At 66.7% G+C, this 17,115-nt stretch carries 15 protein-coding genes; 7 read left to right on the plus strand and 8 right to left on the minus strand.

The window, feature by feature from the left end; all coding sequences use genetic code 11:
* The first annotated feature begins 364 nt into the window (after positions 1–364).
* Together NR187_RS34440 and NR187_RS34445 are read left to right on the plus strand one after the other, a co-directional pair.
* Positions 365–1,282: a sulfite exporter TauE/SafE family protein gene (locus NR187_RS34440; protein ID WP_211381004.1), complete on the plus strand. Its 918-nt coding sequence runs from the start codon at positions 365–367 to the stop codon at positions 1,280–1,282.
* Positions 1,279–2,049: a TIGR02186 family protein gene (locus NR187_RS34445; protein ID WP_211381003.1), complete on the plus strand. Its 771-nt coding sequence runs from the start codon at positions 1,279–1,281 to the stop codon at positions 2,047–2,049. Before NR187_RS34440 ends, NR187_RS34445 begins: the two co-directional genes overlap by 4 nt.
* 25 nt (positions 2,050–2,074) lie before the next feature.
* On the opposite strand, the gene NR187_RS34450 is transcribed toward NR187_RS34445, so the two are convergent.
* On the minus strand, positions 2,075–2,848 hold the full coding sequence (locus NR187_RS34450; RefSeq protein ID WP_211381002.1) for an MBL fold metallo-hydrolase: 774 nt from the start codon (positions 2,846–2,848) through the stop codon (positions 2,075–2,077).
* 12 nt (positions 2,849–2,860) lie between these two features.
* On the minus strand, positions 2,861–3,772 hold the full coding sequence (locus NR187_RS34455; RefSeq protein ID WP_256809461.1) for a DMT family transporter: 912 nt from the start codon (positions 3,770–3,772) through the stop codon (positions 2,861–2,863).
* A 98-nt stretch (positions 3,773–3,870) separates the two neighbouring features.
* Here NR187_RS34455 and NR187_RS34460 point away from each other — a divergent pair, with 98 nt between their 5' ends.
* The gene (locus NR187_RS34460; protein ID WP_211381000.1) at positions 3,871–4,734 is read left to right on the plus strand and encodes a LysR family transcriptional regulator; all 864 of its coding nucleotides are present in this window, start codon (positions 3,871–3,873) and stop codon (positions 4,732–4,734) included.
* Between the two features lie 97 nt (positions 4,735–4,831).
* Here NR187_RS34460 and pdeM read toward each other — a convergent pair whose 3' ends face one another.
* From pdeM to NR187_RS34480, 4 genes are all read right to left on the minus strand, one after another.
* Positions 4,832–5,503, minus strand: a complete 672-nt coding sequence (gene pdeM / locus NR187_RS34465) for a ligase-associated DNA damage response endonuclease PdeM (protein WP_256809464.1) — start codon at positions 5,501–5,503, stop codon at positions 4,832–4,834.
* A 53-nt stretch (positions 5,504–5,556) separates the two neighbouring features.
* Positions 5,557–8,232, minus strand: a complete 2,676-nt coding sequence (locus NR187_RS34470; RefSeq protein WP_256809465.1) for a ligase-associated DNA damage response DEXH box helicase — start codon at positions 8,230–8,232, stop codon at positions 5,557–5,559.
* A 98-nt stretch (positions 8,233–8,330) separates the two neighbouring features.
* Complete coding sequence (locus NR187_RS34475; protein ID WP_256809467.1) at positions 8,331–9,560, minus strand: ABC transporter substrate-binding protein; 1,230 nt, start codon at positions 9,558–9,560, stop codon at positions 8,331–8,333.
* A gap of 116 nt (positions 9,561–9,676) precedes the next feature.
* A complete protein-coding gene (locus NR187_RS34480; protein ID WP_256809499.1) occupies positions 9,677–10,603 on the minus strand; it encodes a class I SAM-dependent methyltransferase in 927 nt (308 codons plus the stop codon).
* 134 nt (positions 10,604–10,737) lie between these two features.
* On the opposite strand from NR187_RS34480, the gene NR187_RS34485 reads away from it, so the two are divergent.
* From NR187_RS34485 to NR187_RS34500, 4 genes are all read left to right on the plus strand, one after another.
* Positions 10,738–11,775 carry a ligase-associated DNA damage response exonuclease gene (locus NR187_RS34485; protein ID WP_211382364.1) on the plus strand — a complete coding sequence of 346 codons (1,038 nt, stop codon included), beginning with the start codon at positions 10,738–10,740 and terminating at the stop codon, positions 11,773–11,775.
* Positions 11,772–13,637 (plus strand): cisplatin damage response ATP-dependent DNA ligase, encoded by a 1,866-nt coding sequence (locus NR187_RS34490; RefSeq protein ID WP_211380996.1) that lies wholly within the window; start codon positions 11,772–11,774, stop codon positions 13,635–13,637. Before NR187_RS34485 ends, NR187_RS34490 begins: the two co-directional genes overlap by 4 nt.
* A gap of 257 nt (positions 13,638–13,894) precedes the next feature.
* The gene (locus tag NR187_RS34495; RefSeq protein ID WP_211380995.1) at positions 13,895–14,200 is read left to right on the plus strand and encodes a DUF6460 domain-containing protein; all 306 of its coding nucleotides are present in this window, start codon (positions 13,895–13,897) and stop codon (positions 14,198–14,200) included.
* Between the two features lie 82 nt (positions 14,201–14,282).
* Positions 14,283–15,608, plus strand: a complete 1,326-nt coding sequence (locus NR187_RS34500) for an MATE family efflux transporter (protein WP_211380994.1) — start codon at positions 14,283–14,285, stop codon at positions 15,606–15,608.
* Positions 15,609–15,623: 15 nt separating this feature from the next.
* On the opposite strand, the gene NR187_RS34505 is transcribed toward NR187_RS34500, so the two are convergent.
* A complete protein-coding gene (locus NR187_RS34505) occupies positions 15,624–16,721 on the minus strand; it encodes a quinone-dependent dihydroorotate dehydrogenase (protein ID WP_211380993.1) in 1,098 nt (365 codons plus the stop codon).
* On the minus strand, positions 16,718–17,062 hold the full coding sequence (locus NR187_RS34510) for a DUF952 domain-containing protein (protein ID WP_211380992.1): 345 nt from the start codon (positions 17,060–17,062) through the stop codon (positions 16,718–16,720). The genes NR187_RS34505 and NR187_RS34510 overlap by 4 nt, the downstream gene beginning before the upstream one ends.
* Positions 17,063–17,115: the final 53 nt, after the last annotated feature.

Here is a 17,115-nt window from a genome sequence, read left to right on the forward strand (position 1 = left end):
CATGGTTCGAGACGCCCGCTTTGGCGGGCTCCTCACCATGAGGGTCTGATATCTCACCGCAAAACGCGACCTCATCCTGAGGGCCCGCCGTAGGCGGGCGTCTCGAAGGATGGGCCGCAAGCAAGCTGCCAGCCACGCTTTTCTTCATGTGCGATAGCCCCGCCCCGCAGGCGGGGGAGGAAGCGCACCTTCTCCGTAGCAACCGAGTTTATTCCGCTCGAGCGCTCACCCGCCACATTCACCACGCCCGAAATTCCTGGTCCCTCCCGGCGGCGAATTCCGCTATTGAGGGACGCGGCAATCGTTCTGCCCTCCTGCGAGCATTCCGCGCAATCGATCCGTCTCGCCGGAGCGTGGTCCTTCGATGCAGCTCTATCTCCCCATCGCCGATCTGCCGGTCAACGTCTTCCTGGTGCTGGCGATGGGCGCCGCGGTCGGCTTCGTCTCCGGCATGTTCGGAATCGGCGGCGGCTTCCTGATGACGCCGCTGCTCATCTTCATCGGCATCACGCCGGCGGTCGCGGTCGCCTCCGTCGCGAGCCACATCGCGGCGTCCTCGTTCTCCGGCGCGCTCGCCTATTGGCGGCGACGCGCGATCGATCCCGCGCTGGCGAGCGTGCTATTGTGCGGCGGCGTGACCGGGACGGCGCTCGGGGTGTGGACCTTCACGCAGCTGCGCGCGCTCGGCCAGCTCGACCTGATGATCGCGCTGTCCTATGTCGTGCTGCTCACCACGGTCGGCAGCGTGATGTTTTCGGAAGGCCTGCGCGCCCTGATGCGGACCCGGCGCGGCGCGGTGCCGCCGCGGCGCACGCACAACTGGATCCACGGCCTGCCGCTGAAGATGCGGTTCAAGCGCTCGAAGATCTACCTGTCCGTGATTCCGGTCGTGATCGTCGGCATCGTGATCGGCTTCATCGGCGCCATCATGGGCATCGGCGGCGGCTTCATCCTGGTGCCGATCATGATCTATCTGCTGCGGGTGCCGACCTCGACGGTGATCGGCACCTCGATGGTGCTGACGCTGGTGACGATGCTGTTCGCCACCTTGCTGCACGCGGTGACCAATCACCTCGTCGACGCCGTGCTGGCGCTGATCCTGATGGTCGGCGGCGTCACCGGCGCGCAGTTCGGCGCCCGCGCCGGCCAGAAGATCCGCGGCGAGCAGCTACGGCTGCTGCTCGGCCTCCTGATCCTCTCGGTCGGCGTCCGCTTCGCCATCGAGCTGGTGATCCGGCCCGAGGATCTCTTCACCATCCGCGAGATGGGAGTGAGCGGATGATGCGCGCAGCCCTCGCGGTCCTGCTCGTTCTGCTGCTCGGCTCCGCCGCACGCGCCGAGCGGCTGATCGTGTCGGTCTCCAACCATCGCGTCACAGTCACCCCGAACTATTCCGGCGAGGAACTGGTGCTGTTCGGCTCGGTCGAGAAGGACACCGCCACGCCTGCCGGCCGCAAGACCTACGATCTCGTCGTCACCGTGATGGGCCCGCGCGCCGACATGGTGACGCGGCGCAAGGAGCGCGTCTTCGGGATCTGGATCAACACCGACTACCGGCAATTCCTGCAGGTGCCGAGCTATCTCGCGCTGTTCGCCAACCGCTCCTTCGAGGCGATCACCTCGCCCGAAATCGCACGGCGGCAGCAGGTCGGGCTCAACAACGTACTGCTGACCCAGCGCGTCAGCGGCGATTATGCCGACGTGGTGCCGAACGACGCGTTCCGCTCCGGCTTCATCCGCCTGCGGACCCAGCGCGGTCTCTATCGCGAGGATCCGAGCGCGGTGACGTTCCTGACGCCGACGTTGTTCCGCACCGGCATTCCACTGCCGGCGGAGGTGCCGATCGGCACCTATGAGGTCGAGATCAAGCTGTTTGCCGACGGAGCGTTCATCGGCAAGACCGAGACGGCGTTCGAGATCGTCAAGGTCGGTTTCGAGCAGTTCGTCGCCACCACCGCCCGGCAGAACGGGTTGATCTACGGCCTCGTCACCGCCGCCATGGCGCTGATGACGGGATGGATGGCCTCGATCGTGTTCCGGAAGGATTGAGGCATCCTCCGACGGTGTGGCGCGTTCACGGCGCCTCCAGCACCGTCGGCACGCCGGGCTCCAGCAGCCGCAGCCGCGTCCCGAAGCCCAGCAGGTCGAACGTCTTGCGCAGGTCCTCGCCGTTCTGGCGGAAATGCGCCCAGCCCTCGGTATGCACCGGCACGATCGTCGCATCCGGAAAGGCGCGCGCGGTCTCGATGGTGTCGTTGGTGTCCATGGTGAGATGGAACGGCCCGCGCGTTTGCGCGGCGCCCGCGAAGGGAAGCACCACGCCGCATTTGAAGCGGCGCGCCACCTCGGCGACGCCGTCGAACCAGGTGGTGTCGCCGCTGATATAGACCGGGCTGGTGTCCTTCCGGCTCGACGACACCACGAAGCCGATGACGTCGCCCGACAGCGGTTCGATGCCGGCCGGGCCGTGACGCGCGGGCGTCGCGGTGATCGTCAGCGAATTGCCGTCACGATCCTTCAGATGTGCGGTGCCCCAGGGCACGAGGCCCTCGACATGCCCGCCGAGGCGTTTGGCGCCGGCCTCGGTCGTCAGCACGCGCTTCGCCTTGAGCAGATATTCGCGACCTGAATTGTCGAGATTGTCGGAGTGCTGGTCGTGGCTGAGCAGGACGGCGTCGATCGGCCCGATCGCATCGGCCTTCATTGCGGGGCCGGTGGTCTTCTCCAGCTTCACATGCGGAAGCTGATAAGCGCCGGGCGCATCGAAGGTCGGATCGGTGAGCAGGCGGAAACCGTCGATCTCGATCAGTGCGGTGGGGCCACCGATCAGGGTGATGGAAATGGGCATGATGAACTCCTCTTACGCGGCCGGCTTTGTTGCGGGCCGCGTCACCAGATAGATGCCGAGCGCCACTGGAATGATCCCGAGCAGATCGCGGGCCTCGACATGCTCGCCGAGCACGAGGTAGGCGAACAGCATGCCGAGCGGCGGCATCAGGAAATGATAGGCACTGGCGGCGGTGGCGCCACACACTTTCAGGAGATGAAACCAGAGCCAGTAGGCGAGGATCGAGCCGCCGAGCACCAGGAAGGCGAAAGCGCCGATCAGGCTCGGCGTGACATCGATCGCGTGGACGTCGGCGAAGGTGAGCGCGACCGGCGTCAGCACGATGCCGGCAGCGAGATTTTGCACGCCGTTTCCGATCCACAGACTGCCCTTCGGGGCGAGCAGCTTGAACAGAATCGTGCCGGCGACGATCGAGGCAAGCGAGGCCAGCGTGAAGACGATGCCGTGCAGGCTGTCGGTACCGACCGACAGGCGATGCCAGACGATCAGCGTGACGCCGATGATGCCGAGCAACAGACCGCTCGCCTTGCGCCAGGTCATTCCTTCGCCGAGCAACAGCGCGGCGAGCGCCGCGGTGAACACCGGATTGGCCGACACGATCAGGCCGCCGAGGCCGGCGGAGACCGATTGCAGGCCGGTGTAGCCGAGACCGAGATAGAGCGCGTTGTTGGCGATGCCGAGCACGGCGAAGATGGCGGCGTCGCGCCATGACAAGGACCAGTCGCCACGAACCATCGTGGGCCCGAGGATCAGGATGCCGGCGAGCGAGAAGCGCGCGGCGAGCAGGATCAGCGGCGGGCAATGGGTGACGCCGATCTTGCCGGCGACGAAGGCATAGCTCCAGAGCAGGCAGAACAGGCCGATCGCGAGCGGAAGCGTATTGAAGCGGCCGCGGGGAACGGCAATCGAGGGGGCGAGCGACATGGGGGCATTCTCCTGAGCCCCCGATTTAGGGAGGAGGCTTGCCATTTGGAAATTAAATGATTAACTCGCTATCAGTGATTTTTCCAATGGAGGTAGCCATGCTCGACCTCGAGCTCCTGCGGAGCTTCGTCTCGGTGGTCGATGCCGGCGGCTTCACCCGCGCCGGCGAGCGCGTCCACCGCACGCAATCGACCGTGAGCCAGCAGATCAAGCGGCTGGAGGAGGATGTCGGCCAGGTGCTGCTGCATCGCGACGGCAAGGACGTGCGGCCGACCGAAGCCGGCGAGCGACTGCTGTCCTATGCGCGGCGGCTGCTCTCGCTCGCCGAGGAAGCGCGCGACGTGCTGCGCCAGCCGGGCGGCGAAGGCGCGATCCGGCTCGGCATTCCCGAGGATTTTGCCGCCTATCGTCTCGCCAAGCTGCTGGGCGCGTTTTCGCGCTCGCACCCGGGGCTGCGGCTCGACGTGCGCGCCGACCAGAGCAAGAACCTGTCCCGGGACCTCGAACGCGGCGAGCTGGATCTGGCGCTGTTCAAGCGCGGGGCCGGCGAGAAGGGCGCGATCGCGGTGTGGCCGGAGCAGGTGCACTGGGTCACCAGCAAGAGCCATCCGATCGACGTCAACGCCGCGTCGGTGCCGCTGATCGGATTTCCGCTCGGCTGCCTCTATCGCGCCGGCGCCATCCACGCGCTGGAAAGCGCAGGCCGCGCCTGGCACATGGCCTATTCGTCATCGAGCCTCGCCGGCATCCAGGCTGCCGTCGCCGCCGGCATGGGCCTCAGCATCCTGTCGGAAATGTCGATCCAGTCCGACCACCGCGTGCTGACGGCGAAGGACGGCTTTGCGCCGATCAACCGGACCGAGGTGGCGCTGATGGCGTCGCCCGGCGCCAGCCCCGCGACGCTGCGGCTGGCCGACCGGCTCGCGGAGTTTTGCGACAATGTGCAGGCGAAGGCGGCCTAAAGCGCGATGAGATTGAGATGAATCGTCATCGCGCTTCAGGTTCTTGTTTGAGCATGATCTTTTCGGAAAACCGCTTCGCACTTTTCCGGATCATGCTCTAATAACACCGCGACGCGGCAATCGCGTGCACGCGGCGGTCGCCGAGCAGATGCGCGACAAAACCGTTCTTCGGAAAGATTTTTGCGAACGCGGCGTCGCGGATGCTGAGGCCGCCGGCATAGGCGCCGAAGGCCGGCATCACGGCGCGCATCCCGTCACTGGCAAAACAGCGGCGCTCCATCGAGCGGCCGCGCGCGGAGACGCGGGCCTTGGGATGCAGATGCCCGGCGATCTCGCCATGCGCGCCGGTCGGCTCGTGGCGGAAGGTGATCGGGCCGATCGCGACTTGATCCACAACGGTGCCGCCGAGATCGCGCGGCAACGCCGGATCGTGATTGCCCGAGATCCAGATCCAGTCGCGGCCGGCCTGGAGCGCAGCGACCGCATCGCGATCATCCGCCGAAAGGCGTTCATGCGCGGTGCGGTCGTGAAAGCTGTCGCCGAGGGCGATGACGATTCGCGGATCATGGCGGGAGATGACAGCAGCGAGACGGCCCAGCGTGGCGAGCGTGTCGTAAGGCGGAAGCAGCACGCCGCGGGTGGCAAAGCTGGAGCCTTTTTCCAGATGCAGGTCGGACACGACGAGCAGGCGCTGCGCTTCCCAGAACAGGGCGCCGGAGAGATCGGCGGCGAAGGTCACGTCGCTGACGGTGACTCTGGAAACGCGCATGTCCTCGACATCCCCTGAAACCAGCGCGCCTAGCGTCACGTCAAAACCTGCCCTTATCCCGTCGCCTCTTTGACGAGCTCGTCGGCGGCTTCGGCCAGCAACTCGTCTGCAGCTTCGCCATAGACTGACTCGCGGCCGATTTCCAGCATCACGGGGACGGCGAGCGGGGAGACGCGGTCGAGTTCCCGGTGCGTGATGCGGCCCTGAATGCGGGTGAGCATGTCGCTGAGGCGGCGCAGATCGAGCAGGCCGGTTGCGGCATCGGCGCGGGCGGCGCGCAACAGCACGTGGTCGGCCTGGTGCTTGCGCAGGACGTCGTAGACGAGATCGGTCGAGAACAACACCTGGCGGCGGCTCTTCTCCTCGCCGGTATGCCGGCGCGCGATCAGGCCGGAGATGATCGCGCAATTGCGAAACGTGCGCTTCATCAGGGCGGATTCGGCGAGCCATGCCTCGAGATCGTCACCGAGCATGTCAGGGTCGAACAGCGCATTGAGGTCGATTCTGCCGTCCCTGATCATGAACGACATGTCGCCGAGCGCCCAGATCGCGACCGCATATTCGTTGGCGACGAAGCCGAGCGGCCGCGCGCGGGCCCGCTCCAGCCTGCGCGTCAGCAGCATGCCGAGCGTCTGGTGCGCGAGACGTCCCTCGAAGGGATAGCAGACGATGTAATGCTTGTTGGCGCGGGGAAAGCTCTCGACCAGCAGCTCGCGCACCGCCGGCACGCGGGAGACGTCCCTTTGCAGCGCCAGCCAGTCGCGCACCTGCTCCGGCAAAGCGCCCCAGGCGCGGGCGTCATCGAGCAGGCGGCGAACGTGTTCGGCAAGATAGGTCGAGAGCGGAAACTTGCCGCCCATGTAGGACGGCACTTTCGGGTCCTTGTCGTTGGCACGCGAGACATAGACCTGGTCCTCGACCAGGGTCTCGTAGCGCACCACCTCGCCGCTGAACACGAACGTGTCGCCCGGGCTGAGGCCCTCGATGAAGGCTTCCTCGATCTCGCCGAGCAGCCTGCCGCCGCGCGCGATCACGCCCGTCGAGCCGCCTGCCTTTCCCTGACCGCCGCCGCGCGAGCGCACCAGCCGCACCTTCAGCATGTCGTCCTCGACGATGGTGCCGACATTCATCCGGTAGCTCTGCCGCACCTTTGGATTGGCGACGCGCCAGCGCCCCTCCTTGTCCTGCTTGATGCGGGCGAAGCGCTCATAGGTCTTCAGCGCGTAACCGCCGGAGGCGACGAAATCGACGACGTCGTCGAAATCCTGCCGTGTGAGATCCGCGTAGGGCGCGGCGGTGCGCACCTCGTCGTAGAGCTCGTCGGAGAAAAACGGCTCGCCGCAGGCGCAGCCGAGCACATGCTGAGCCAGCACGTCGAGGGCACCGGTGCGCAGCGGCGGCGTGTCCTGCGCATTCTCCGTGATGGCGTCGATGGCGACGCGGCACTCCAGCACCTCGAAGCGGTTCGCGGGCACTAGCACCGCGCGCGAGGCTTCGTCGAGCCGGTGGTTGGCGCGGCCAATGCGCTGCATCAGGCGCGAGGAGCCCTTGGGCGCGCCGATATTGACGACGAGGTCGACGTCGCCCCAGTCGACGCCGAGGTCGAGCGAGGAGGTGCAGACCACGCCGCGCAACTTGCCCGCCGACATGGCGCCTTCGACCTTGCGGCGCTGGGCGACGTCGAGCGAGCCATGGTGAAGCGCGATCGCGAGATTGTCGTCGTTCATGCTCCAGAGATTCTGGAACAGCATCTCGGCCTGGCTGCGGGTGTTGACGAAGACCAGCGTGGTCCTGTTCGCCTTGATCAGCTGGTAGATCTCGGGAAGCGCATGGCGCGCGCTGTGGCCGGCCCAGGGCAGCCGCTCGCTTGTGTCGAGCATCTCGACCAGCGGCGGCGCCGCGCCGCCGGCCATGACGATGTCGGCCGATTCCGCCTTGTCCTTCGGTTGCGGCACCAGGAAGCGCGCCAGCGATTCCGGCTCGGCCACCGTCGCCGACAGGCCGATGGCGCGCATCTGCGGCGCCAGCCGCCACAGCCGCGCAAGGCCCAGCGACAAGAGATCGCCGCGCTTGGACGTGACCAGCGCATGCAGCTCGTCCAGCACGATTCGCTTGAGCGAGGAGAACAGGAACGGCGCGTCGTCGGAGGAGAGCAGCAGGGCGACCTGCTCGGGCGTCGTCAGCAGAATGTCCGGCGGATAGCGGCGCTGCCGCTGCCGCCGCGACACCGGCGTGTCGCCGGTGCGGGTCTCGACCTTGATCGGCAGGCCCATCTCGGCAATCGGCCGCTCCAGGTTGCGGGCGATGTCGACGGCGAGCGCCTTGAGCGGCGAGATGTAGAGGGTGTGGAGGCCGCCGCTCCGTTGCAGGCTGCGGCCGGTGGAGACGAGCTTGTTGTCACCTCCCCCCTTGTGGGGGAGGTCGGCAGCCGCCGGCTGCCGGGAGGGGGGTAGCTCCACGAGCGGTGCCCGTGGCCACCCCCCTCCCCGCCCCTCCCCCGCAAGGGGGGAGGAAGAAGACAGCTCCACCAGCGTCGGCAAAAATCCCGCCAGCGTCTTGCCGGCGCCGGTCGGCGCGATCAGCAGCGCGGAACGGTCCTCGCGCGCCTTGTCCAGCAGCGCCAATTGATGCGCGCGCGGCGACCAGCCGCGGGCCGCGAACCATTGCTGGAAACGGTCGGGCAGCAGCGCGGCCGGCTTGGCCGAGGATTTCAGGATGCGGGGCGGCACGGCATCACAGGTAAGCCGTGGGGGTGGGTTCGTCGAGGGGGGCGGTCTTCGCCTCTCCCCGCTTGCGGGGAGAGGCGAAAGAAACAGCGGTGCCGCCCCTACTCGGACATCGGCTTGTCGGAGATATCCCAGTCCTTGCCGGTGAAGGTGGAGATGAAGAGGGTCTTCATCGGCGTGTAGTCGTCCGGCGTGTAGCTGTAGGTGACGCCGTCGAGGAAATAGGGCGAGTGGAAGCCGTTGAGGTTCGAGGCCTGCTTCAGCACGTTGGCGCGGGTGAGATCGTCGCCGCAGCGGCGCAGGATCTCGCCCATGGTCACGGCCTGGCCGTAGCCGGCGAACGCGATCGTGTTGTCTTGATCGATCGCCGGCGTGTACTTCTTGCGCAGCTCCTCGAACGCCATCACGTCGGGGTCCTTCTCCCATTTGGGCAGGCCGACCTCCTTGTTGTAGCGGATCGCGACGATGCCGGCGGCGTTCTCGAGACCCGCGGCGTTGAGGATCGAGCGGCCGGTCGAGCCGGCCGACAGCAGCTGCAGCGGCTTCCAGCCGAGCTCGGCGACCTTCCGGATCGACTGCGACGACGCCTTGCCGGTGGAGATGTTGTAGAACACGTCCGCGCCCGACTTCGAGAGGTTGATGAGTTGGGAATCGACCGTCGGATCGGTCAGATCGTAGGTCTGCTCCATGATCACCTGGGCGGTGCCGCCGGCATCGGCCAGCACCTTCTTGAACGGACCGAGGAAGTCGCGGCCGAAATCGTCGTTCTGGTAGAGGATGCCGACCTTCGCGTTCGGCTTCACGCTGACGACGTGGCGCGCCAGGATGCGCGCCTCGGTCGGATAGAGCGGCAGGCCCGCCATCGTCCATTTGAACTCTTTTGGATTATTCCACTTCGACGCGCCGGTGTTGAGCAGCAGCTGCGGCACGCCCTTGGAATTCAGGTATTTGTGCACGGCGGTCTGCGGCGCGGTGCCGAGCGAGCCGTAGAGCGCGAGCACTTCTTCCTGCTCGACCAGGCGCCGCGTCGCCTCGACGCATTTCGGCGCGCTGTAGGCGTCGTCCATGGTCAGAAACTTGACCTTGCGCCCGTTGATTCCGCCCTTCTCGTTCAGCATCTGGAAATAGGCCTCGCCGATGCGCCCGAGCACGCCGTAGAGCGAGCCGGGGCCGGAATGCGGCACGGTTTGCCCGATCTTGATCTCGGTGTCGCTGGCGCCGGCATCGTATTTCTTCTCCGCGGCCCAGACGTAGGGCGCGGGCAAGGTCGATGCAGCGATGGTGGCGAGTGCGCCGGCGCTGAAATCGCGCCGCGATGGATTCTTGGTCATTATTTGTCTCTCCCTGGTGCGCGCATTGTGCTGACATCGCCTCGCGCATCGCAAGTGAGAAGTCGCCGCTTTGCGACGCAATGACGCTTAAATGGCAGGGCCTTTAGCGCCTAGACTCAAGTTTTCTCGGCGACGACGACGAGGCCGCGCACCGGCTCGTTGTTTTCGTTGCGCGGCGAGGCCGGCTCCACCGTCAGAAGCTTGAGGCCCGCCCCGGCGATGGCACCGCGGACATATTCCGCAGAGTGGGCATAGCGCAGCCCTTCGCCGAGCACGATGCCGCTGCCGTCATGCGTCTCCAGCGTGAAGGCGAGCACGCCGCCGGGCGCGAGCACGCGCCTGGCTTCGCTCAGCACCGGCGCGAGATCGGAGAGATAGACGAACGCGTCGGCAGCGACGACGAGGTTCGCGCTCGCGTCGCCCTTGCCGCGCAGGCCCTCGATCATGTCGGCGATTTCGAGCTCGGCATACAGATCCGTGGCGCGCGCCTGCTTGATCATGCCGGGCGACAGATCGATGCCGGTGAAATGATCGACCTGTCTTGCGAAAGCAGCCGCCGCAAGCCCGGTGCCGCAGCCGAGATCGATGGCGCGCTTGAACAGGGCTGGCTTCTTCGCGGCAACGCGCGCGGCCAGCACCGCCTTGAAGATCAGGGACGGCGCGCGATAGCCGAGATCGTTGATCAGCGTGTGCTCGAAGCGCGGGGCATATTGATCGAACAGCGCCTGCACATAGGCCTTGGGCATTTCGGACAATTGCTCGTCGCCGAGGCGTATCAGATGCAGATGGGCGCCGTGCTGGTCCTCGGGATCGGACCGGCGCGCTTCTTGGAACGCGGCAATTGCCTTGTCGCGCTCGCCGAGCTGGCTGCGGATTTCGCCGAGCGTGAACCAGGCGGAGGTGAAGTTCGGCGCGAGCTCGATGGCCTGCTCGATGAGGTCGGCGGCGGCGGGCAGATCGCCCTTGAGCTGGAGGTCGCGCGCGAACTCGAAGCGGCGGTCGGCCATGAGATCGCCGGAGGTTTGGAACAGACGCAGGGGCATCGGGGAACCGATTGTCATTGCCGGGCTTGACCCAGCAATCCATCAAAAAAGGAACTCTTTAAGAGGATGGATGCGCGGGTCAAGCCCGCGCATGACGGGTGAATTTTGTGACCGGCACTCCCTATATGACGCGGATGCGTCCGCAAGACATCCTGCTGCCAGTTGCTGCCGGCCTGTGCTGCAAGCCCGGCGGCTTCCATATCGACCCCGTCCGCCCGGTCGAGCGGGCCGTGATCACCCACGGCCATTCCGACCATGCCCGCGCCGGCCACGGCGCGGTGCTGGCGACGCAGGAAACGCTCGACATGATGCGGCTGCGCTATGGCGAGAATTTTGCCGGATCGACGCAAGCAATCCGCTATGGCGAGGAGATCCGGCTCGGCGACGTCAGCGTGAAGTTTCACCCCGCCGGCCACGTGCTCGGCTCGGCGCAGGTCGCGGTGACCTGTAGAGACACCTGCATCGTCGCTTCCGGCGACTACAAGGACGCGCCCGACCCGACCTGCGCGCCTTTCGAGCTGGTGCGCTGCGACGTCTTCATCACCGAGGCGACGTTCGGCCTGCCGGTGTTCCGGCACGGCGATGCGGCCGAGGAGGTCAAGAAGCTGCTCGCGTCGGTCGCGCTGTTTCCGGAGCGCGCGCATCTCGTCGGCGCCTATTCGCTCGGCAAGGCGCAGCGGGTGATCGCGCTGCTGCGGCAGGCCGGCTACGACGCGCCGATCTATCTGCATGGCGCGATGGAGAAGATCACGCATTACTACCAGAGCCGCGGCATCGAGCTCGGCGACCTCAGGCCGGTGAAGGGCGTGAAGAAAGCGGCGCTGGCCGGCACCATCACGCTGGCGCCGCCCTCGGCCACCTCCGATCTCTGGACGCGGCGCTTTCCCGATCCGGTCACCGCGTTCGCATCGGGGTGGATGCGCGTGCGCGCCCGCGCGCGGCAGCGTGGCATCGAGCTGCCGCTGGTGGTCTCCGATCACGCCGACTGGGACGGCCTCACCGCGACCATCGCGGCAACCGGGGCCGGTGAGATCTGGGTCACCCACGGCCAGGAAGACGCGCTGGTGCATTGGTGCCAAAGCAAGGGTTTGCGGGCGCAGCCGCTCGATCTCGTCGGCTATGGCGACGAGGAGGAGAGCGAGGCGCCGATCGTTGACGAGGCCGAGGCATGAACCGCTTCGCCGAACTGCTGGACCGCCTCGCCTACGAGCCCGGCCGCAACAACAAGCTGCGGCTGATCACCGGCTATTTCCGCGAGGTCGGCGACCCCGATCGCGGCTACGCGCTGGCCGCGCTGACCGGCGCACTCAGCTTCAAGCACGCCAAGCCGGCGCTGATCCGCGACCTGATCGCGTCGCGCACCGATCCGGTGCTGTTCGGGCTGTCTTACGATTATGTCGGCGACCTCTCGGAGACGGTGGCGCTGATGTGGCCGAGGCGGTTGCTTGGTCATGGTGAGTCTTTTCCGGGCCACCCCTCTCTCCCGCCCTCCCCCGCAAGGGGGGAGAGAGCGCAGCGGAGCGCGCGGCCACCGGCGAGCACCACGACTGACAGTGATTCAGCGAGTGGTCGACGCACCTCTCTCACCGTTCCCGCCCCCCTTGCTGGGGAGGGTCAGGGAGGGGGGTGCCGCGGGCGAGATGCCAGCGATGCGCTCCACCCGAGCAAGCACAACAACCCGCCTCCCCCAACCCTCAGCGAAGTCGTCACCACGCTCCGCACGCTCGGCAAGACCGAGCTGCCGAAGCAGCTTGAACGCTGGCTCGACGAGCTGGATGAGACCGGCCGCTGGGCGCTGCTGAAGCTCGTCACCGGTGCTCTGCGCATCGGCATCTCCGCACGCCTGGCGAAGACCGCAGCGGCCGCGCTCGGCGACAAGGATCCGCATGACGTCGAGCTGATCTGGCCGGGTCTCAGCCCCCCCTATCTCGACCTGTTCGCCTGGCTGGAGGGCCGCGGCGACAAGCCGGTCAATCGCGATCCCGCCCCGTTCCGTCCCGTCATGCTCGCGCATGCGATCGAGGACAATGATTTCGCCGCGCTCGATCCGGCCGACTACATCGCCGAATGGAAATGGGATGGCATCCGCGTGCAGGCGGTGGCGGGCCGCGACGAGCGCGGCCACATCACGGCACGGCTCTATTCGCGCACCGGCGAGGACATCACGGGCAGCTTTCCGGACCTCGTGCCGTCGCTGCGCTCACCCGGCGCGATCGACGGCGAGCTTCTGATCCTGCGCGAGGGCCGTGTGCAGAGTTTCAACGTCCTGCAACAGCGGCTCAACCGCAAGGTCGTCTCGCCGAAGCTGATCAAGGAGTTTCCGATTCACCTGCGCGCCTATGATCTGCTCGGCGACGACGAGAATGATCTGCGCGAGCTGCCCTTTGCGGAGCGGCGCGAGCGATTGGAAACGTTCATCGGGAAGATCGACGATTCCCGCATCGATCTGTCGCCGACCGTCCCCTTCGCGAGCTGGGACGCACTCACCGCCGCACGGGCCGATCCCGCCAGCGCGGGCGCCGGCGAAGACGCGGACGCCGTCGAAGGCGTGATGCTGAAGCGGCGCGATGCGCCTTATCTCCCGGGGCGGCCGAAGGGACAGTGGTGGAAGTGGAAGCGCGATCCGCACATCATCGACGCCGTGCTGATGTATGCCCAGCGCGGCCACGGCAAGCGCTCGTCCTACTATTCCGACTATACATTTGGCGTCTGGACGGGCGATGAGCTGGTGCCGGTCGGAAAAGCCTATTTCGGCTTCACCGACGAGGAGCTGCTCCAGATCGACCGCTTCGTCCGTCGCAACACCACGGAAAAATTCGGCCCCGTGCGCCATGTCGTGCACGAGCCGGACAAGGGGCTGGTGCTGGAGGTCGCCTTCGAGGGCCTGCAGCGCTCGCCGCGGCACAAATCCGGCGTCGCGATGCGCTTCCCCCGCATCAGCCGCCTGCGCTGGGACAAGCCGCCGCGCGAGGCCGACCGGCTGGAAACGCTGGAAAAGATGCTGAAGGCGGAGGCGGCGGAGGTTGGAGCGTGACAGGAGCGCACCCTCTCCCGCTTGCGGGAGAGGGTCGGGGAGAGGGTATCTCCGCATTGGGATTCCCCAAGAGGAGAGAACCCTCACACCCGCGCCTTCGGCGCAACCTCTCCCGCAAGCGGGAGAGGTTGCAGCGAGCCCGCCGCATGTGCTGTCCAAATTAAAACGCGGTAAGCTGATTGACGGGTGAATGCGGGTTCCCCATCTGCCCCGCCGTGCCCTATAATCGGGTCGAATCCGCCAAGGAGTTTTTCGCGATGGCCCAAGACGTCAGAGATGTGCCGGCCGGCCGCAGCGATGGGCTGAACCGCTTTCTCGGCGGTTCGCCGCTGGCGGTCGCGTTTCGCCTGGTGCTGCTCTCGATCCTGGTCGGCGTCGTGCTGGCGGCGATCGGCTTCGATCCCTGGAACATCATCTACAGCATTCGCCTGCTGTTCCAGCGTCTCTGGGATCTCGGCTTCGATACCGTGAACTGGGTGTGGCGCTATTTCCTGCTCGGCGCGGTGATCGTGATCCCGATCTGGCTGCTGATGCGCGTCTTCGGCGCGCCGCGCGGGCGATAGAGCCTTTCGCGCGCGGCCTGCGCAGGCACCTCATGTCGTCCGCGATGGTGCAATCAGGCGATTGGTCGGGTAGACGCAACTGATGCACGCGCCCGTTCATCCCAAAGTCGGCTCCCGCCAGGTGTTCGCCATCGCCGGTCCGGCGATGGTGGCGAACCTCACCACGCCGCTGATCGGCGTGGTCTCGACCACGGCGATCGGCCGGCTGGACGATCCCGCGCTGCTCGGCGGCGTCGCGATGGCCTCCGTCATCTTCGACTGCCTGTTCTGGCTGTTCGGCTTCCTGCGCATGAGCACGCTCGCCTTCACGGCGCAGGCGCTCGGCGCCGGCGAGACGCGCGAGCTGACCGCGATCCTCGTGCGCGGCTTCATCGTCGCCGGCTTGATCGGCGCAGCGCTGATCGTGCTGCAATTGCCGCTGGCCGCCGCGCTGTTCGACCTGATGGGCGGCAGCGAAGGCGTCACGGGCGCGGCGAAAACCTACTTCGTGATCCGGATCTGGTCGGCGCCGCTGGCGCTCGCCAACTACGTCATCCTCGGCTGGCTGGTCGGCCAGGCCCGGGCCAATCCGGCGCTCGCGCTCCAGGTCGTCATCAACCTCGTCAACATGGCGGCGACGATCCTGCTTGTTCTGGTCTACGACACCGGCATCGCGGGCGCAGCGATCGCAGCGCTGCTGTCCGAAGCGGCCGGATTCGGGCTCGGCGTGATCGTGTGCCGCCGCTATGCGGATGACGGATTCGCGGTGCCATATGCAGCCCTGTTCGACCGCGACAAGCTGATGCGCCTGCTGGCGGTGAATTCCGACATCCTGATCCGCACCGCGGCGCTTATCGCCGTGTTCCTGTTCTTCACCGCCAAGGGCGCGCGGGCCGGCGACGTCACGCTGGCCGCGAACTCCGTGCTCAACAATTTCCTCCTGGTCAGCGCTTTCTTCCTCGACGGTCTCGCCAACGCCGCGCAGCAGCTCTGCGGCCGCACCTTCGGCGCGCGCGACGCCAAAGGGTTTGCGGACTCGACCCGGCTGGTGCTGCTGTGGGGGCTGGGCTTTGCACTGGTCGTCTCCGTGCTGTTCGCCCTGTTCGGACCGCGCCTGATCGATTTCATGACCGCCAGCGACGCCGTTCGCCGCAGCGCGCGCGAATTCCTGCCGTTCGTCGTGCTCGCGCCCATTCCTGGCGTGTTCGCCTTCGGCTTCGACGGCATCTATATCGGCGCGACCTGGGCGCGCGAGATGCGCAATCTGATGCTGGCCTCGCTCGCGATCTTCCTCGGCACCTGGTGGGCGCTGCAATCGTTCGGCAATGCCGGACTGTGGTGGGCGCTGATCGCCTCCTATGTCTCGCGTGGCGGTTTGCAGGCCGCGCGCTATCCGGCGCAGTACAGGAAGACGTTTCCGAAATCGTAGCCCGGATGCCTTGGCCTACATCCCCGGCCAGTCTTCCGCCGTGAGCGTCGCCGCGTCGGCGCCGACGATCTCGGACAGCGAATCCCTCCCGGTGCGAAGCAGCGTCGAGGTGAGGTCGCGCTTGATCTCGTCGACGAGGCCGAGGCCCTTGTAGACCAGCGACGAATAGAGCTGGATCAGGCTCGCACCGGCACGGATCTTCGTCAGCGCGGCGCCGCCGGAATCCACGCCGCCGACGCCGATCAGCGGGAACGCGCCCTCGACGCGCACATAGGTCTCCGCGACCATCCGCGTCGACAGACGGAACAGCGGCCGGCCGGACAGACCGCCCTGCTCCTTGGCGCGCATCTCCTCGCGCAACGTGCTCGGCCGCGCGATCGTGGTGTTTGACACGATCATGCCGTCGACGCGGCGCGAGCGCGCGACCTGCACGACGTCGTCGAGCTGGGCGAGGCTAAGGTCGGGCGCGATCTTGAGCAGCACCGGCGTGTCGCCGGCCTTCTGACGCACCCGCTCGCGCGCGTCGATCACCCTGGCGAGGAGATCGTCGAGCAGCGCGCCTTCCTGCAGATTGCGCAGGCCCGGCGTGTTCGGCGAGGAGACGTTGACGGTGAAATAGCTCGCCACCGGCGCGAAGGTCTCGATCAGCTTGACGTAATCGCCAACGCGATCCGGCGAATCCTTGTTGGCACCGACATTGACGCCGACGATGCCCCCGTGCTGCGCGCGCGCGGCGAGCCGGCGCAACGCAACGTCCGCGCCGTCATTGTTGAACCCCATGCGGTTGATCACGGCCTCGTCGCGCTCGAGCCGGAACAGCCGCGGCCGCGGATTGCCGCTTTGCGGCTTCGGCGTCACCGAGCCGATCTCGACGAAGCCGAAGCCGAGCCGCAGCAGCGCGTCCGGCACCTCGGCGCTCTTGTCGAAGCCGGCGGCCATGCCGATCGGATTGGGGAAGTTGAGCCCGAAGGCGCGCACCGCGAGCTTAGCATCGTCAGCACGCGGCTTGACCGGCGGCAGGAAGCGCAGGCCCTGGATCGCGAGGCGATGCGCATCTTCCGGATCGAGCCAGCGCAGCACCGGCAGCGAGAGAGCGTCGAAGGCGCGGATCACGGGGCCAGCTCCGGGACATCATGGCCGCCATCGGAGCGCATGTTGAGGTTCATCACCGAGAGCACGGCACCGAAATCGAGCTCGCCATAAAGATGCGGAAACAGCTGCTCGTTGCGCGAGCGCTCCCAGCGCAGCTCACCGCCGAGCGCATCGCCGTCGACCTCGACCAGGAACAGCGCGCGCTGCCCGAAATAATGCTTGCGCAAGGTCTCGGGAACCTGGGCCGCGGTCGAGAAATGGATGAACCCGTCGCGCGCGTCGTCCGCGCTGCCCCGGTACACGCCTTGCCGTTCCGCCTCGCGCCAGGCCGAGGCCGGACAGATTTTGTAGATCTTGACCACCGCTTGCGCAGCCCTGTTTGCCGTTGAGTCGGCTCGTTGAGCCAGCTCATCGA

This window comes from Bradyrhizobium sp. Bra64 (assembly GCF_024519875.1).
Lineage (GTDB): Bacteria > Pseudomonadota > Alphaproteobacteria > Rhizobiales > Xanthobacteraceae > Bradyrhizobium > Bradyrhizobium japonicum_G.

What these genes read in the sequence shown, in the direction of transcription:
- NR187_RS34440 (WP_211381004.1), top strand. Translation starts at nt 365, where the DNA reads ATGCAGCTCTATCTCCCCATCGCCGATCTGCCGGTCAACGTCTTCCTG.
- NR187_RS34445 (WP_211381003.1), top strand. Translation starts at nt 1,279, where the DNA reads ATGATGCGCGCAGCCCTCGCGGTCCTGCTCGTTCTGCTGCTCGGCTCC.
- NR187_RS34450 (WP_211381002.1), bottom strand. Translation starts at nt 2,848, where the DNA reads ATGCCCATTTCCATCACCCTGATCGGTGGCCCCACCGCACTGATCGAG.
- NR187_RS34455 (WP_256809461.1), bottom strand. Translation starts at nt 3,772, where the DNA reads ATGTCGCTCGCCCCCTCGATTGCCGTTCCCCGCGGCCGCTTCAATACG.
- NR187_RS34460 (WP_211381000.1), top strand. Translation starts at nt 3,871, where the DNA reads ATGCTCGACCTCGAGCTCCTGCGGAGCTTCGTCTCGGTGGTCGATGCC.
- pdeM (WP_256809464.1), bottom strand. Translation starts at nt 5,503, where the DNA reads ATGCGCGTTTCCAGAGTCACCGTCAGCGACGTGACCTTCGCCGCCGAT.
- NR187_RS34475 (WP_256809467.1), bottom strand. Translation starts at nt 9,560, where the DNA reads ATGACCAAGAATCCATCGCGGCGCGATTTCAGCGCCGGCGCACTCGCC.
- NR187_RS34480 (WP_256809499.1), bottom strand. Translation starts at nt 10,603, where the DNA reads ATGCCCCTGCGTCTGTTCCAAACCTCCGGCGATCTCATGGCCGACCGC.
- NR187_RS34485 (WP_211382364.1), top strand. Translation starts at nt 10,738, where the DNA reads ATGCGTCCGCAAGACATCCTGCTGCCAGTTGCTGCCGGCCTGTGCTGC.
- NR187_RS34490 (WP_211380996.1), top strand. Translation starts at nt 11,772, where the DNA reads ATGAACCGCTTCGCCGAACTGCTGGACCGCCTCGCCTACGAGCCCGGC.
- NR187_RS34495 (WP_211380995.1), top strand. Translation starts at nt 13,895, where the DNA reads ATGGCCCAAGACGTCAGAGATGTGCCGGCCGGCCGCAGCGATGGGCTG.
- NR187_RS34500 (WP_211380994.1), top strand. Translation starts at nt 14,283, where the DNA reads ATGCACGCGCCCGTTCATCCCAAAGTCGGCTCCCGCCAGGTGTTCGCC.